At 65.0% G+C, this 13,632-nt stretch carries 12 protein-coding genes; 10 read left to right on the top strand and 2 right to left on the bottom strand.

All coding sequences use genetic code 11. The features are described 5' to 3' along the window. Positions 1-80: 80 nt before the first annotated feature. On the bottom strand, positions 81-686 hold the full coding sequence (locus ACTEK7_RS06590; protein ID WP_036001463.1) for an LOG family protein: 606 nt from the start codon (positions 684-686) through the stop codon (positions 81-83). Positions 687-886: 200 nt separating this feature from the next. On the opposite strand from ACTEK7_RS06590, the gene ACTEK7_RS06585 reads away from it, so the two are divergent. The 4 genes from ACTEK7_RS06585 to ACTEK7_RS06570 all read left to right on the top strand — a co-directional run bounded on the left by ACTEK7_RS06585 (position 887) and on the right by ACTEK7_RS06570 (position 5,452). Beyond that, positions 887-2,845 carry an ABCB family ABC transporter ATP-binding protein/permease gene (locus ACTEK7_RS06585; protein ID WP_225146552.1) on the top strand — a complete coding sequence of 653 codons (1,959 nt, stop codon included), beginning with the start codon at positions 887-889 and terminating at the stop codon, positions 2,843-2,845. A gap of 66 nt (positions 2,846-2,911) precedes the next feature. Next, positions 2,912-3,640, top strand: a complete 729-nt coding sequence (locus ACTEK7_RS06580; RefSeq protein WP_276324954.1) for a phosphatidylserine decarboxylase — start codon at positions 2,912-2,914, stop codon at positions 3,638-3,640. An 86-nt stretch (positions 3,641-3,726) separates the two neighbouring features. Beyond that, positions 3,727-4,608 (top strand): CDP-alcohol phosphatidyltransferase family protein, encoded by an 882-nt coding sequence (locus ACTEK7_RS06575; RefSeq protein WP_036001453.1) that lies wholly within the window; start codon positions 3,727-3,729, stop codon positions 4,606-4,608. A gap of 124 nt (positions 4,609-4,732) precedes the next feature. Further along, complete coding sequence (locus tag ACTEK7_RS06570) at positions 4,733-5,452, top strand: RraA family protein (protein ID WP_036001451.1); 720 nt, start codon at positions 4,733-4,735, stop codon at positions 5,450-5,452. Positions 5,453-5,569: 117 nt separating this feature from the next. On the opposite strand, the gene ACTEK7_RS06565 is transcribed toward ACTEK7_RS06570, so the two are convergent. Beyond that, complete coding sequence (locus ACTEK7_RS06565; RefSeq protein ID WP_036022295.1) at positions 5,570-5,863, bottom strand: hypothetical protein; 294 nt, start codon at positions 5,861-5,863, stop codon at positions 5,570-5,572. A gap of 301 nt (positions 5,864-6,164) precedes the next feature. On the opposite strand from ACTEK7_RS06565, the gene ACTEK7_RS06560 reads away from it, so the two are divergent. From ACTEK7_RS06560 to ACTEK7_RS06535, 6 genes are all read left to right on the top strand, one after another. Beyond that, positions 6,165-6,938, top strand: coding sequence for a motility protein A (locus ACTEK7_RS06560; RefSeq protein WP_036001447.1), 774 nt, complete (start codon positions 6,165-6,167; stop codon positions 6,936-6,938). A 23-nt stretch (positions 6,939-6,961) separates the two neighbouring features. Then, positions 6,962-7,792, top strand: coding sequence for an OmpA/MotB family protein (locus ACTEK7_RS06555; RefSeq protein WP_036001445.1), 831 nt, complete (start codon positions 6,962-6,964; stop codon positions 7,790-7,792). Between the two features lie 173 nt (positions 7,793-7,965). Next, positions 7,966-9,864: a potassium transporter Kup gene (locus tag ACTEK7_RS06550; RefSeq protein ID WP_036001442.1), complete on the top strand. Its 1,899-nt coding sequence runs from the start codon at positions 7,966-7,968 to the stop codon at positions 9,862-9,864. Between the two features lie 140 nt (positions 9,865-10,004). Next, the gene (locus ACTEK7_RS06545; protein ID WP_225146553.1) at positions 10,005-11,939 is read left to right on the top strand and encodes a potassium transporter Kup; all 1,935 of its coding nucleotides are present in this window, start codon (positions 10,005-10,007) and stop codon (positions 11,937-11,939) included. Positions 11,940-12,112: 173 nt separating this feature from the next. Then, positions 12,113-12,439: a rhodanese-like domain-containing protein gene (locus ACTEK7_RS06540; protein WP_036001486.1), complete on the top strand. Its 327-nt coding sequence runs from the start codon at positions 12,113-12,115 to the stop codon at positions 12,437-12,439. Between the two features lie 7 nt (positions 12,440-12,446). After that, entirely contained in the window at positions 12,447-13,628 is a 1,182-nt protein-coding gene (locus ACTEK7_RS06535; protein WP_042336240.1) for an aminotransferase, read from the top strand. Positions 13,629-13,632 lie beyond the last annotated feature (4 nt).

The following is a 13,632-nucleotide window of genomic DNA, read 5'->3' as shown; positions in this document are numbered from 1 at the left end:
TGGATCGTCATCGCGCTTTAGGTTGTTGTTTGAGCATGATCTTTTCGGAAAACCGCTTCACACTTTTTCCGGATCATGCTTTAGAGCCGCCGGGCCACGTCGGGCGCGAGATCGCGCTGGTCGTCAGGGATCTGCGCCGCCGCGGCGCGCAGCCGTGGGATGATCTCCTCGACCTTGTCCGCCTTCAGGATATCGACGGTGAGGCCGGCGCGGATGAACTGGGTCTGCCGCATGTGGGCCACCAGGGAGAACAGCGGCTCCCAGAAGCCGTCGACATTGGCGAGCAGCACGGGCTTGGCGTGACGGCCGAGTTGCTGCCAGGTCAGCTGCTCCACCAGCTCCTCCAGCGTGCCGAGCCCGCCGGGCAGGGCCACGAAGGCGTCGGAGCGCTCGAACATCAGCCGCTTGCGCTCGTGCATGTCGGGCGTGACGACCATCTCCTGCACGCGCGTCAGCGCATTCTCGCGCATCCGGAGGAAGTCGGGGATGATGCCGGTGACCATGCCGCCGTGATCCAGCACGGAGGTCGCAACCGCGCCCATCAGGCCGAGCGAGCCGCCGCCATAAACAAGACGGATCTTGTTTTCCGCCAACGCTCTGCCGAGCGCCTTCGCCGCTTCAATGAAGTTGGGATTTGTTCCAGGGCCGGAGCCGCAATAGACACAGACGGTTTTGATCGTGCTCATTGGTGCCATGATGCATTGCAGCGAAGTGGCGTCAAGCCCAAACGGTGATTCGATACGTCCGGGAATTTACCGGTAAATCGCGACAAACAATCGAAGATTCGCCATCTGGCGGGGTGCACGGGCATCGGGAAGGCTCTATATGACGGGCGAAAATCGTTAATCGCAGTTGCGCCCGCACCCGGCGGGCTTCGGGTTTGTTGATGGACCAACCTCAATCGTTCGACGGCGCCGACGTTCCTGATCCTTCCGTGGCAGGACCGCAGGCCGGGGCCACGCTGATGGGCACGCTGGCACATCTGTGGCCCTACATCTGGCCCGGCGACCGTTCCGACCTGAAGATGAGGGTGGTCTGGTCGCTGGTGCTGCTGCTCGCCGCCAAGCTGATCACGCTCACCGTGCCGTTCAGCTTCAAATGGGCGACGGATGCGCTGACCGGCGCCAACACCGCGCCGGCCGCGGCCGACAATTGGCATCTCTGGGTGATCGCCTCGCCCTTGCTGCTGACCGCGAGCTACGGCGTGATGCGCATCTTGATGGCGGTGCTGACGCAATGGCGCGACGGCATCTTCGCCCGCGTCGCCATGCATGCGGTGCGCAAGCTCGCGACCCTCACCTTCATCCACATGCACGAGCTGTCGCTGCGCTTTCACCTCGAGCGCAAGACCGGTGGCCTCACGCGCGTGCTCGAGCGCGGCCGCGAGGGCATCGAGGTCATCGTGCGCATGGTGATCCTGCAGCTGATCCCGACCATCGTCGAGGTCTCGCTGCTGCTGGCGGTGCTGCTCTGGCAATTCGACTGGCGCTACGTGGTCGCGACCCTGATCACGGTCACGCTCTACATGTACTACACCTACGTCGCGACCGAGTGGCGGATCGGCATCCGCCGCAAGATGAACGATTCCGACACCGAGGCGAACACCAAGGCGATCGACTCGCTGCTCAACTACGAGACGGTGAAGTATTTCAGTGCCGAGGCACGCGAGGCGCAGCGCTACGACAGGTCGGTCGAGCGCTACGAGGAGGCGAGCGTCCGCACCTACACCTCGCTCGCGGTGCTCAACACAGGCCAGGCGGTGATCTTCACGCTGGGCCTGACCGCGACCATGCTGATGTGCGCGATCGGCGTGCGCAACGGCACCAACACGGTCGGCGATTTCGTGCTGGTCAACGCCATGATGATCCAGCTCTACCAGCCGCTGAACTTCATGGGCATGGTCTATCGCGAGATCAAGCAGGCGATCATCGACATCGAGAAGATGTTCGGCGTGCTCAGCCGCGAGGCCGAGATCAAGGACGCGCCTGGCGCGAAGCCGCTGGTCATCTCCGCCGGCACGGTGCGCTTCGAGGACGTGCGCTTTGCCTATGAGCCGGCGCGCCCCATCCTCAAGGGCATCAGCTTCGAAGTGCCGGCCGGCAAGACGGTTGCCATCGTCGGCCCCTCTGGCGCCGGCAAATCGACCATCTCGCGGCTTCTGTTTCGCCTCTATGATGTCTCCGGCGGCAGGATCCTGATCGACGGCCAGGACATCCGCGAGGTCACGCAGGCCAGCCTGCGCGCATCGATCGGCATGGTGCCGCAGGATACCGTGCTGTTCAACGACACCATCCGCTACAACATCCGCTACGGCCGCTGGGACGCGACCGATGCCGAGGTCGAGGAGGCGGCGCGGCTGGCGCAGATCGACCACTTCATCCGCATGGCGCCGAAGGGCTACGAGACCCAGGTTGGCGAGCGCGGCCTGAAGCTGTCGGGCGGCGAGAAGCAGCGGGTCGCGATCGCGCGCACGGTGCTCAAGGCGCCGCCGATCCTGGTGCTCGACGAGGCGACCTCGGCGCTCGACACCCATACGGAGCACGAGATCCAGGGGGCGCTCGACCGCGTGGCGAAGAACCGCACCTCCCTGGTGATCGCGCATCGGCTTTCCACCATCGTCGGCGCCGACGAGATCATCGTGCTGAACCAGGGCCGCATCGCCGAGCGCGGCACTCACGCGAGCCTGCTCGCGCAGGGCGGGCTCTATGCCAGCATGTGGAACAGGCAGCGCGAGGCCGAGGAGGCCCGCGAGAAGCTGGCCAAGATGGCCGACACCAATGCCGCGCCTAACCGGGAGCCGCCGCCGGTCGATGATAGCCTGACGACGCCCGCGGCGGCGGAGTGACCTTGTCTCCGGTCCCAAGTCTGGCCTAAACAAAGTCTGGCCTAAACAAGCCCGCGCGACGACCCCGTGGCATTAACCCCCGACCGGCAAAAAGCAATGTCCATTCTCGATTCGATCCAGCGTCAGATCCCGCCGATCCACAAGGAGGGCTATCCCTTCATCGGCGCCTTTGCGCTGGCGAGCCTGCTCCTGTTCTGGCTGTGGTCGCCGCTGGGGTGGATCGGCACGATCCTGACCGTTTGGTGCGCGCTGTTCTTCCGCGATCCCGTCCGTGTGACGCCGGCGCGCGAGGGTCTCGTGGTGTCGCCGGCCGACGGGCGTGTCTCCATGATCACCATGGCGCTGCCGCCGGCCGAGCTCGGGCTCGGCGACCGGCCGCTGCCGCGCGTCTCGATCTTCATGAGCGTGTTCAATTGCCACGTGAACCGCGCGCCCGTGGCGGGCAGGGTGGATCGTATCGCCTACCGGCCCGGCCTCTTCATCAACGCCGAGCTCGACAAGGCGAGCGAGGACAACGAGCGCAACTCGCTGGTGATCACGACGCCGACGGCGCGGATCGGCGTGGTCCAGATCGCCGGCCTGGTCGCCAAGCGCATCGTCTGCTTCGTCAAGGAGGGGCAGGCGATCGGCGCCGGCGAGCGTTTCGGCCTGATCCGCTTCGGCTCGCGCCTCGACGTCTACCTGCCCGTGGGCACCAAGGCGCTGGTCTCGGAAGGGCAGACCGCGGTCGCCGGAGAGACGATCCTGGCCGACCTTGCCGGCGACGACCCGGGCCGCGCGTTCCGCGCCAATTAACCAATAGTCGGTGCTCGCAGGCGTTCCGCCGCAATGGCGGACGGCGGCGCGGCTTGCTATATCTCGCCTCGAGATAAGGACGAGCCATGACGCCTTACGATTTCAAGGATCCCGACGTCCGCCGCCGGCGGTTCCGACCGATCCCGGTGCGGATGCTGGTGCCCAACGTCATCACGCTGCTGGCGATCTGCGCCGGCCTGACCTCGATCCGCCTGTCGATCGAAGGGCGGATGACGCTCGCGGTCTATGCAATCGTGTTCGCCGCCGCGCTCGACGGCATCGATGGCCGCATCGCGCGCATGATCAAGGGGCAGTCGAAGTTCGGCGCCGAGCTCGACAGTCTCGCCGACTTCGTCAATTTCGGCGTGGCGCCCGGCCTGATGCTGTATTTCTGGCAGCTGCACGAGCTCGGCAATGCCGGCTGGATCGCCGCCATGGTGTTCGCGATATCCGGCGGCCTGCGGCTCGCCCGCTTCAATGCCACCATGGACGATCCGAACAAGCCGGCCTTCGCCGCCAATTTCTTCACCGGCGTGCCGGCGCCCGCCGGCGCGATCACCGTGCTGCTGCCGATCTATGTCGCGTTCCTCGACGTCGGGCGCACACCTGCGGCGGTGACCGCGGCCTACACGCTTCTGATCGCGTTTCTGATGGTGTCGCGCCTGCCGGTGTTCTCCGGCAAGACCAAGCGGATGCGCGTGCCGCCCGAGCTGGTGCTGCCGGCCTTCGTCGCCGTGATCGTCTTCATCGCGCTCCTGATCGCCTATCCCTGGCACGTGCTGTCGATCGGCACGGTGCTGTACCTCCTCGCGCTGCCGCTCGGCTACAAATCCTATCGCGACCAGGCGCGCGCGATGGAAGCCACCGCGCCGGCGGGAGGCGAGGTCCCGTCACCGCCCTCGGCGCCGACGCTGGCGAATTTGTCGGAGCCGCCGCAAGACGACGATCGGCCCGGACGACTGCACTAAAGCGCTCCTCGCGGATATCTGCCATGAAGCCTGCCTGAGTTGGGTCGAGGTCCGATCTCGGCTATATCGCCCTTGTGCCGGCGGCATCGCGCAATCAATCGCCGCCAACCTGGGAGAGAACGCCGTGACCAATTCCGCGACCGGGCCGCTGCCCGCTTCCGTCCTCGAAGCGCTGGGCCGTTACGATACGCCGACGATCTGCAACGCCATGGAGATCGTGGCGCCCGAGCGGCGGCTGATCGGCTACACCACCAAGCAGCTGGTCTGTCCGTTTCCCGACCTGCCGCCGATCGTCGGCTATGCCCGCACGGTGACGATCCGCTCGGTTCTGAAGTCATCGCTTCCGGCCGAGGAGCAGTCCAAGCGCCGAATCGCATATTACGAATATGTCGGCACCGGCCATGGCCCGCGCATCTCGGTGATCCAGGACATCGACGGACCCGACGTCGGCTATGGCGCGTTCTGGGGCGAGGTACAGAGCAACGTGCACAAGGCGCTCGGCTGCCTCGGCGTCATCACCGACGGCTCGATCCGCGACATCCCGCAATGGGCGCCAGGGTTCCAGGCGCTAGCCGGCTCGATCGGCCCGTCGCACGCCTGGGTGCACGCGGAAAGCTTTGGCGGCGAGGTGCGCGTCGCCGGCATGACCGTGAAGTCGGACGACCTCATCCACGCCGACCGGCATGGCGCCATCGTGATCCCGCTCGACCTTGCCGCAAAGCTGCCGGAGGCGGCCGAACTGTGCGGCCGCCGCGAGACGCCGATCCTGGAGATCGCCCGCAGTCCCGACTTCTCGCTCGAGAAGCTCAAGGCCGCGCTGAAGCGCTCTGCGGAGATCCATTGACGGCTGCTGGAGCGTGATCCGGAAAAGTGTGTAGCGGTTTTCCGAAAAGATCATGCTCAAACAATAACCTAAAGCGCGATGACGATTGATCCTAATCGCATCGCGCTTTAGGGCAATCTACGGCCCGGACGACGGCCGAATGCCGCCTTGCTCGGTCAGAAGCAGGGCGACTTGATCCGGTTCTCCGAGCACGGCGGCTGCGCATCCGATCAGGGTGAAGCCGCCGGCAAGGTCCCAGAGGGTGATATCGTCTGCGCTGTTGGAGCTGCGCATCAACCGCGCCGCGAGCACGGCGAAGGCGGCCTCGATAAAGAGCAGCACGCTGAACGCCGGAAGCACGAGTTCCGCCTCGAGCAGGTGGAACGCCAGCGCCGCGGGCAGCGCCGTGAGTAGACCGAATAGCATCAACATCGCGCTGGCTCCGCGATTGGCCCTGTCGCAACGCTAGCAGACACCAACTGATCCCCGTCCACGATGTGGCGGAGGGCCGCAGCCGACGTGACGTGGTGGGCGCCTGATTATGGTTAGCGAAGGGTTGAAATTCCTATCGCTGGACGGCAACCGGGACAAATTGCGGCGGCAGGCGGCACATCGTCGAGACTTAACCTTTACGCGCCTTTAAGGGCGGCGCTCTAGGGTCTGCGATGCGGTTCGGGGTTGAGCCGCGCCAGCGGCCAGGACGGCCGTTGTTGCGTAGGCGTTGGAGTCGATCATGGATATCGCAACACTTGTCGGCCTCGTCGCAGGCGCCATTGTTGTGTCGTCGCTGATCCTGATGGGCGGTACGTTCGGGATGTTCTACGACATCCACGCCGTCATCGTCATCTTCGGCGGCTCGTTCGCAGCGACGATGATCCGCTTTCCTTTGTCCGCGATGATCCACGGCGTGCCGCTGGGCGCGAAGTTTGCTTTCACCCTGAGCCGCCTGTCGGCTCACGACCTTGTCGACGAGCTCGCCCGCATCGCGGAAATCGCCCGCAAGCAGGGCCCGGTCGGACTCGAAAAGGTCGAGACCGACGAGCCCTTCCTCGCCAAGGGCATTCGCTATGTTGCCGACGGCTACGACCTCGATTTCATTCGCGACAATCTGGAGCGCGACCGGGACAACTTCCTGATGCACCTCGACGAAGGCAGCAAGATCTACCGCGCCGTCGGCGACTGCGCCCCGGCGTTCGGCATGATCGGCACGCTGCTTGGCATGGTGCAGATGTTCTCCAACATGTCGGATCCCTCCAAGCTCGGCCCGTTCATGGCCACCGCGCTGCTGGCGACCCTGTACGGCGCCGTTGTCGCCAACCTGATCTGCTTGCCGATCGCGGACAAGCTGCACGGCAAGCTGCTGGACGAAGAGACCAACCGCACCTTGATCATCGACGGCATCCTGATGATCCGCGACTCCAAGAGCCCGACCCTGGTGCGCGAAATGCTGCTGGCCTATCTGCCGGAGAAGCATCGTCACACCGAAGGCGAGCCGGTGCCGGCTTGAGGCCGCCGCCTGGATTTTGAGAGATGGCCAAGAAGAAGCGCGGCAATGCTCACGGTGGCGGCCACGGCTGGTTCGTGACCTTCGCCGACCTGATGGCGCTGCTGCTGGCGTTTTTCGTGATGCTGGTCGCGTTCTCCACGCAAGACGCCAACAAGCTGAAGATCGTCGCGGGCTCGATGCGCGAGGCGTTCGGCGTGCAGACCGAGGCGCGCTACTCCGGCATCGTCGAATCCGACGGCCTGCCGACGCGCCCGCGGCTCAAGAACGTCGACCACATCCAGCCGGAAGATGCCTCCAACACGCCGACGCCAGATCAGGAAGACCGCGAAAAGACCTCCGGCGCGAAGATCAAGGTCGACCGCAATTTCGCGCTGGCCGCAGCCTCGCTGCGCCAGGCGTTGCAGGACATGCCGGAACTGACCGAGATGTCCAAGCACATCATGTTCGAGGAGACCAAGCAGGGCCTGAACCTCGAGATCGTCGACCAGGACGGCCGCTCGATGTTCGCCGACGGCTCCAAGGTGCCCTATGACCGCACCCGCCGCCTGGTCGAGAAGCTCGCGATCCCGCTCAAGGCGACGCCGCTCCGCGTCTCCATCGCCGGCCACACCGCGGCGGGGTTCGTGCCGACCCGCAGCGACTATGGCGCCTTCGATCTGTCGGCCGATCGCGCCAACGCCGTGCGCCAGATCCTCGAGCGCCAGGGCCTGCCGCCGTCGCACATCTTCGCCGTCTCCGGCAAGGCCGATACCCAGCCGCTGTTTCCGGACGATCCCTCGCTGGCAGCCAACCGGCGGGTGACCATCACCTTGATGCGCGAAGATCCGCCGCTGCCGCCGAATCTGAGGCCGTAACCCCCTTGCGCTACCATCTTACCTGAGGCATGTCGTCGCGCGGGCGATGAGCGTGGCTGTGGCGTCACAGCATCCGGCTCGGCGCCTGCTATGATGGTGCGCCGATTGACAGGTGCACCGGAAGCGTCAAAAGGCGCCGGATCAATTTCAGGAACGAAGCGTTCTCCACCTTCATGACGGCGAGCATCACACAGGCCGAGACCCAGGACGGGCGGCCCACCGCAAGTTTTTGGGCCCTTACGCTCGGGAGTGTCGGCGTCGTCTTTGGCGATATCGGCACTTCGCCGCTCTATGCATTCCACGAGGCGGTCAAGGCCGCCGCCCATGGCGAGCCCGTCTCGCGCGTCATCGTGCTCGGCGTGCTCTCGCTGATCCTGTGGGCGCTCCTGATCGTCGTCACCGCCAAATATGTCCTCTTGCTGCTGCGCGCCGACAATAACGGGGAGGGCGGCACGCTCTCGCTGATGGCGCTCGGCCAGCGCGCGCTCGGGCGGCGAAGCTGGGTCCTGCTCGCGCTCGGCGTGATCGGCGCTTCGATGTTCATCGGCGATTCCATGATCACGCCGGCGATCTCGGTGCTATCGGCGGTGCAGGGCCTCAAGCTCGCGACCCCCGCGCTCGAGCACTATGTCGTGCCGCTCACCGTGCTCATTCTGGTGCTGCTGTTCGCCGTGCAGAGCAAGGGAACCGCATTGGTCGCCTCGGCCTTCGGGCCGGTGATGGTGGTCTGGTTCACCGTCATCGCCGTGATGGGGGCTGTCCACATCGCCGACGATCCCACGGTGCTGGCGGCGATCAATCCGTACTATGCGGTGCAGTTCGTGCTGTCGCACGGTGTGATCGGCCTCGTGACGCTCGGCGCGGTGTTCCTGGCGGTGACGGGCGGCGAGGCGCTTTATGCCGATCTCGGCCATTTCGGCCGCAAGCCGATCCAGTCGGCCTGGATGTTTTTCGTGCTGCCGGCGCTTCTAGTCAACTATTTCGGGCAGGGTGCGCTGGTGCTGTCCGATCCCAGCGCGATCGAGCATTCGTTTTATCGCATGGTGCCCGAGAGCCTGGTCCTGCCGCTGGTCGGACTCGCGACGGCCGCAACCGTGATCGCGAGCCAGGCGGTGATCACCGGCGCCTATTCGCTGGTCCACCAGGCCGTGCAACTCGGGCTCCTGCCGCGTTTTGAGGTGCGTTACACCTCCGAATCCCATGCCGGCCAGATCTATCTGCCGCGCGTCAACCGCCTGCTGCTGATCGGCGTGATGCTGCTGGTGCTGCTGTTCCACACCCCCAGCAATCTGGCTTCCGCCTACGGTATTGCCGTCTCCACCACCATGGTCGCCGACGGCATCATGGGCTTCGTCGTGATCTGGAAGTTGTGGAACTGGCGCGCCGCGACGGCCGCAGCCGTGATCGTCCCCTTCGTCATCGTCGATTTGAGCTTCCTCAGCGCCAACCTGCTCAAGCTGCTCGAAGGTGCCTGGGTGCCGCTGCTGTTCGGCATCGTCATGGCAGGGACGATCTGGACCTGGCGCAAGGGCTCCGCAATCCTGATCCAGAAGACCCGCCGGATCGAGGTGCCATTGGACGATCTGATCCGCAGTTTGGAGAAGCGGCCACCGCACATCGTCAAGGGCACCGCGGTGTTCCTGACCAGCGATCCCGCGTTCGTGCCGACCGCGCTCCTGCACAATCTCAAGCACAACAAGGTGCTGCATGAGCACAACGTGATTCTGACCATCGAGACCGCGCAGACGCCTCGGGTTGATCTGTCGGAGCGGTTCAGGATGGAGAAGATCAGCGAAAAGTTCTCCAAGGTCCGCTTGCGCTTCGGCTTCATGGAGCAGCCGAACGTGCCGAAGGCGCTCGCCATCGCGCGCAAGCAGGGTTGGCAGTTCGACATCATGTCGACGTCGTTCTTCGTGTCGCGCAGGTCACTGAAGGCCTCGGCACAGTCGGGCATGCCGCTCTGGCAGGATCATGTGTTCATCGCGCTGAGCCGGTCGGCCAACGATGCCACCGACTACTTCCAGATCCCCACCGGCCGCGTGGTTGAAGTCGGAACCCAGGTCACCATCTAGAATGCAACTGGCGTAGCCATGCAGATTTGCATGGCTATGGCCCGGAATCGGGCTAGGCCATGCCGGTGGCGCAGGACTATAAGCCGCGCGCTCTTCCGCCGTTGTGCAGTGAAGCATTTTAGAGGCCATCGGGCTCTCCCATGACAAGCGACATAGCAGTTCCCGCCCCGGAAACGGTGGCGGCAAATGGGCATGGCGATGCCCATACCACCGCCGGTTTCGGCGCGCTGACGCTCGGCAGCATCGGCGTCGTTTACGGCGACATCGGCACCAGCCCGCTCTACGCGTTCCGCGAGGCGGTGATGGCGGCCTCGGGCGCGGACGGGTTGCCGACGCCGGCAGCGGTCCTCGGCGTGCTCTCCCTGATCCTGTGGGCGCTCATCGTGGTGGTGACGCTCAAATACGTCGTGATCCTGCTCCGCGCCGACAACAACGGCGAGGGCGGCACGCTTGCACTGATGGCGCTGGCCCAGCGGGCGGTTGGCACCGGCCGCGGCGGGGCCACCATCGTCCTGCTCGGCATCATTTCCGGAGCTTTGTTCTACGGCGATGCCGTGATCACGCCGGCGCTCTCCGTGCTGTCGGCGATCGAGGGCATGAAGGACGTCACGCTAAGGTTCGAGCCCTACATCGTTCCGCTGACGGTTGTGATCCTGGTCGGCCTGTTCGCCGTGCAGTCCCGCGGCACGGCGCGCGTTGCCGCCTTCTTCGGCCCGATCATGTGCGTCTGGTTCACGGTTCTGGCGGTGGCGGCGATCCCTCAGATCGCCCAGCAGCCGCAGGTGCTGCTTGCGCTCAACCCGCTCTACGCCGTGAACTTCATGCTGCACCATGGCATCGTCGGCTTCGTGACGCTGGGCGCGGTGTTCCTGGCGGTGACCGGCGCCGAGGCGCTCTATGCCGATCTCGGCCATTTCGGCAAGCGGCCGATCCAGACCGCGTGGCTTACCATCGTGCTGCCCTCGCTGGCGCTGAACTATCTGGGGCAGGGCGCGCTGGTGCTCGGCGACCCCGGCGCGATCGTGAGCCCGTTCTTTCAGCTGTTCCCGCAAGGCTTCGTCCGAGGCTGCATGGTCGTGCTCGCCACCATGGCGACCGTCATCGCGAGCCAGGCCGTCATCACCGGCGCCTATTCCCTGACGCGCCAGGCGATCCAGCTCGGGCTGCTGCCGCGCTTTGAAATTCGCCATACGTCGGAAGCCCATTCCGGCCAGATCTTCATTCCGCGCATCAACCAGCTGCTGCTGGTCGCGGTGGTGCTGCTGGTGCTGCTGTTCCGCTCGTCGAGCGCGCTTGCATCCGCCTATGGCATCTCCGTCACCGGTACCATGGTGGTCACGGCGATGATGGGCTTCGTCGTGGTCTGGAAGGGCTGGCGCTGGTCAGCGCTTGCCGCCGGCGCGCTGATTGCGCCGTTCCTGTTCCTCGATCTGACCTTCCTGAGCGCGAACCTGTTGAAGGTGTTCGAGGGCGGCTGGGTGCCGATGGCGCTCGGTGCGGTCATGATCATCTTGATGTACACATGGCGGCGCGGCAGCCGGCTGCTGTTTGAAAAGTCGCGCAAGCTCGAGTTTCCGCTCGCCGATCTCGTGGCGATGCTGGAGAAGCGGCCGCCGCAGCGGGTGCCTGGCACTGCGGTGTTCCTGACCTCGGACCCGCTCAGCGCGCCGACCGCGCTGATGCATAGTCTGAAACACTACAAGGTGCTGCACGAGAAGAACGTCATTCTCACCATCGAGACCGCGCAGACCCCGCGGATCGATCCGGCCGAACGGGTGAAGCTGGAGCAGATTTCACCGACCTTCTCCAAGGTGACGCTGAAGTTCGGCTTCATGGAATCGCCCAACGTGCCGAAGGCGCTCGCGATCGCCCGCAAGCTGGGCTGGCAGTTCGACATCATGTCGACCTCGTTCTTCCTGTCGCGCAGGGCGCTCAAGCCCGCCGCCCATTCCGGCATGCCGCGCTGGCAGGACCGGCTGTTCATCTCGCTCAGCCGCTCCGCCAACGACGCCACCGACTATTTCCAGATCCCGTCCGGCCGTGTGGTCGAGGTCGGTACGCAGGTGACGATCTAGGGCAGCGACCTCAGGGCCTGGGATTCAAAGCGGACTTCAAGTCGCTGCGATTTAGCTTTAACTTGCGCCGCGCGGCTCAAGCCTTTGTGGCGCTTGATTTTCGTCTCCCGAGAGGCGAGGTTGCCGCCGGCCGGGATCACCCCGGCATGCGGCCCGCGACGTTGGAGGATGATGTGGCAAATCAAGTGCAGGATCTGACCCCGGACGAGGTCGCCAAGGGTGTCGCGGAAGGGCGTTATCTGCTCGTCGACGTCCGTGAGCCGAACGAGGTCGAGGCCGAGGCTTACCCTTACGGCGTCGTGGTTCCGCTCTCGACCTTCGATCCCAAGGCGATCCCCGATCCGCAAGGAAAGCAGGTCGTGTTCGCCTGCCGCTCGGGCAAGCGTTCGGTGACCGCCTCGCTGGCGGCGCAGGCGGCGGGCCTGCCTTACGACAAGCATCTGGCCGGCGGCATGCTGGGCTGGAAGGCGGCTGGGCTTCCCAGCAAGGTCGGTGGCTAACCGCGCAATGACGACCAAGAGCTCTTCGCTGAACAAGGTCTTCGCCGACCTTCCCGTCACCATCTTCGAGGCGATGTCGCAGGCCGCGCGCGACAACAATGCGATCAATCTCGGCCAGGGTTTTCCGGATGATCCCGGCCCCGAGGACATCCGCCGCGCCGCGGCCGAGGCTTCGCTGAACGGCTACAATCAGTACCCCTCGATGATGGGCCTGCCGGAGCTGCGCCAGGCGATTGCGACCCATTACGGCCATTGGCACGGCCTCAAGCTCGATCCGATGAGCGAAGTGATGGTGACCTCCGGCGGGACCGAGGCGCTGACCTCGGCGATCCTCGCGGTGGTCCAGCCCGGCGACGAAGTGGTCTGCTTCCAGCCGGTGTACGATTCCTATCTGCCGATCATCCGCCAGGCCGGCGGCATTCCGCGCTTGGTCCGGCTCGAGCCGCCGCACTGGCGGCTGAATGAGGACATGCTGAAAAGCGTGTTCAATTCAAAGACCAAGGCGGTGCTCTTCAACAACCCCTTAAATCCCAGCGCGGTGGTCTATCCGCGCGAGGACCTCGAGCTCTTGGCGCGCTACTGCCAGGAGTTCGACGTCATCGCGATCTGCGACGAGGTCTGGGAGCACGTCACCTTCGACGAGCACAAGCATATCCCGCTGATCACCATTCCCGGCATGCGCGAGCGCACCATCAAGGTCGGCTCGGCCGGCAAGATCTTCTCGCTGACGGGCTGGAAGATCGGCTTCGTCTGCGCGGCGCCACCGCTGCTCCGCGTCGCGGCCAAGGTGCACCAGTTCCTGACCTTCACCACCGCGCCGAACCTGCAGGCCGCGGTCGCCTATGGGCTCGGCAAGTCCGACGACTACTTCCTGTCGATGCGCAAGGACCTGACGCGGAGCAGGGACCGGCTGACCAAGGGACTGGAGAGCCTCGGCTTCCCCGTGCTGAAGTCGCAAGGCACCTATTTCCTCACCGTCGACCTGTCGCCGCTCGGGCTCAACGAGAGTGACACTGAGTTCTGCTGGCGCATCGTGAAAGACTACAAGGTCGCCGCGATCCCGGTCTCGGCGTTCTACGAGCAGGACCCGGTCACATCAGTGGTGCGCTTCTGCTTTGCCAAGAAGGACGAGACGCTCGACACCGCACTGGAGCGGCTGTCGGACGCGGTGCGTGGACGCAAGAGGTAGACAG

This window comes from Bradyrhizobium sp. JHI2711, assembly GCF_056156565.1.
This window is presented reverse-complemented; position numbering and strand designations above follow the sequence as displayed.

Excerpts from the sequence above, each read along its gene's own strand:
- ACTEK7_RS06555 (WP_036001445.1), top strand. The coding sequence starts at position 6,962 with ATGGCCAAGAAGAAGCGCGGCAATGCTCACGGTGGCGGCCACGGCTGG.
- ACTEK7_RS06535 (WP_042336240.1), top strand. The coding sequence starts at position 12,447 with ATGACGACCAAGAGCTCTTCGCTGAACAAGGTCTTCGCCGACCTTCCC.
- ACTEK7_RS06545 (WP_225146553.1), top strand. The coding sequence starts at position 10,005 with ATGACAAGCGACATAGCAGTTCCCGCCCCGGAAACGGTGGCGGCAAAT.
- ACTEK7_RS06590 (WP_036001463.1), bottom strand. The coding sequence starts at position 686 with ATGAGCACGATCAAAACCGTCTGTGTCTATTGCGGCTCCGGCCCTGGA.
- ACTEK7_RS06560 (WP_036001447.1), top strand. The coding sequence starts at position 6,165 with ATGGATATCGCAACACTTGTCGGCCTCGTCGCAGGCGCCATTGTTGTG.
- ACTEK7_RS06550 (WP_036001442.1), top strand. The coding sequence starts at position 7,966 with ATGACGGCGAGCATCACACAGGCCGAGACCCAGGACGGGCGGCCCACC.
- ACTEK7_RS06565 (WP_036022295.1), bottom strand. The coding sequence starts at position 5,863 with ATGTTGATGCTATTCGGTCTACTCACGGCGCTGCCCGCGGCGCTGGCG.
- ACTEK7_RS06585 (WP_225146552.1), top strand. The coding sequence starts at position 887 with ATGGACCAACCTCAATCGTTCGACGGCGCCGACGTTCCTGATCCTTCC.
- ACTEK7_RS06575 (WP_036001453.1), top strand. The coding sequence starts at position 3,727 with ATGACGCCTTACGATTTCAAGGATCCCGACGTCCGCCGCCGGCGGTTC.